Source organism: Stenotrophomonas sp. STEN020 (genome assembly GCF_056760195.1).
In genome coordinates, this window is sequence record NZ_JBRREI010000117.1 from 1 (window position 1) to 2,064 (window position 2,064).

General features: G+C 69.8%; 2 protein-coding genes. One reads left to right on the forward strand and one right to left on the reverse strand.

Annotated elements, in window-relative coordinates; translation table 11 throughout:
* Positions 1–130: 130 nt before the first annotated feature.
* Complete coding sequence (locus ACVOLZ_RS22265; protein ID WP_481518037.1) at positions 131–775, reverse strand: histidine phosphatase family protein; 645 nt, start codon at positions 773–775, stop codon at positions 131–133.
* A 297-nt stretch (positions 776–1,072) separates the two neighbouring features.
* Here ACVOLZ_RS22265 and ACVOLZ_RS22270 point away from each other — a divergent pair, with 297 nt between their 5' ends.
* Entirely contained in the window at positions 1,073–1,945 is an 873-nt protein-coding gene (locus ACVOLZ_RS22270) for a type II toxin-antitoxin system RelE/ParE family toxin (protein ID WP_481518038.1), read from the forward strand.
* Positions 1,946–2,064: the final 119 nt, after the last annotated feature.

Sequence of the window (2,064 nt, forward strand, 5' to 3'; positions counted from 1 at the left end):
CCCGCCCGCGGGTGGGGGGGGGGGGCGCCCCCCGTGGCGGCGCGCCGGGCCCGGGCGGGGGCGCGGGTGCGCGGGCCGGGCCGCGCGGCCCCCCCCCCCCCCACTACCCAAAGCGGATTGCGTGGTCCGATTACAGCGCGCGGTGCTTGGCTTCGCCGAAGAACGGGGTGTGGTGGGCGCAGTCGTTCAGGCGCACCACTTCCAGGTGCTCCACGTCCGGACCTTCCAGCAGGTTCAACGTGGTCGGGGCTTGTCGGAAGCTCCACAGCTTGGAAATCGGCAGACCGAGGATCTTGCACAGGATGACGCGGTTGACCGCGTCATGCGCGACCACCAGCAAGGTGTCGTCTTCGCCCAGGCCTTCGGCGGCGGCGGTCAGGCCGCGCCAGCTGCGGTCCAGCACCTGCCGCAACGATTCGCCACCGGGCATCAGCACGGTGTCGGGTTCCTCGCGCCAGGCGCGCAGACGTGCCGGGTCTTTTTCATCGATCTCGCTGGCGAGCAGACCCTCCCACTCACCGTGGGCAATTTCCTGCAGGTCCGGCTCGGTCAGCAGCATGGCTTCGCGGGCGCTGCCCAGCGCGGCCTTGGCGGTGGCCTGCGCACGGCTCAGCGGCGAAGCCACGGCGCGGGTGATCTGCACATCAGCCAACCGCTCGCCCAGGGCCTTGGCCTGTGCCTCACCCACCGGCGAGAGAGGAATGTCGATCTGGCCCTGGTAGCGGCCTTCGGCGTTCCACGGCGTTTCGCCGTGACGGGCAAGCAGGATGCGCATGCAGCTGTTTCCATTGTGGTGGGGGACCCGCCAGTTGTCCGCGACGGGAGGGGCATCATAGCCCGGCCGTGCGCCGATACCGCCCACGGTTACCTTCGATACGGATCCTGCGCCGGCAGCTGCCCCAACTGTGCCCACGGTTTGCCGCAACTGCCTGACCAGACCCCAGCAGTATCGGGCAACAGCACTGAAGGCACGGTTGCGTGCCGGGCACAGGCGTTACCATGCCGGTTCCCTATCGGTGGCACGGCGTGACTTCCGCACGAGGGCAGCACCTTCAAGGCCCCAGATCGCGGCATGACCAGCACCCCAAGTTCTCCGAAGCAGTTCAAATTCAAGCTCTGGCATGAACGCCGCGACCGCTGGGTCGCGGTGCTGATCACGGCCGTGCTGCATGTGCTGATGCTGTTGCTCTTGATGTATTCCAATCCACCGGTGGTTTCTTCGCCGGAAGGCTCCTCGGGCGGCGGCCGCACCAAGGTCGATTTCGTCGGCGAGGCACCGCCGTCCACGCAGCCGAGCAAACTGCCGCCGCAGGACAAGCCCAACAAGACCACGACTTCCAAGACCAAGCCGAGCACCCAGCGGCGCAGCGAGGACCGCAAGCCGGTGCCGGAGGCCCGCTATATCGAGCCGCCTAGCGAGCCGGAGCAGGAAGAAACCAAGACCCAGGACCAGGCCCAGACCCCGGCCGCACCCGCAGCGGCAGCCAGCCCGTCGGAAACCGTGCCGCGGCGTCCGCAGACCTGGACCGGACGCCCGCCCGGTTCGATGGACAGGACCACCGCGCCGGACGACTACGGCCGCTCTGCAGGCCAGGGCAATGACAGCGGCAAGCGCGTCGACCGCAGCGCCGGAGCACCGGCCATGGAAGTCGGCGGCTACCAGATCGTCTATGACCTGCTCAGCGAGGAAAAACTGCGCGCATGGATGGACGGGGCCAAGGAGGTGGATGGCAAGAAGGAACTGTCGATCCCGCTGCCCGGCACCACCTACCTGATGGTCTGCCCGGCCGAGGTCGCGCTGCGCCGCGGCTCCAGCAAGTGCCGCATGCTGCAGGCCGGCTCGGCGGAGCTGCAGGACATCGGCGATGCGCGCCAGTTCGTGATCGTGATGTATGTCTACCGCTACGGCGAACTGCTGTGGCGCGGGCCCGGCCCGTACCGCTGAGCTGTAGTGGCGCGCCCAGGGAGGCGCCGGGGTGAACCGGAGAGCCCCCCGCCCGCCCGGGGGGGGGGGGGACGGGGGGGGGGGGGGGGGGGGGGGGGGGGGGGGGGGGGCCCCCCCCC

Excerpts from the sequence above, each read along its gene's own strand:
- ACVOLZ_RS22270 (WP_481518038.1), top strand. The coding sequence starts at position 1,073 with ATGACCAGCACCCCAAGTTCTCCGAAGCAGTTCAAATTCAAGCTCTGG.
- ACVOLZ_RS22265 (WP_481518037.1), bottom strand. The coding sequence starts at position 775 with ATGCGCATCCTGCTTGCCCGTCACGGCGAAACGCCGTGGAACGCCGAA.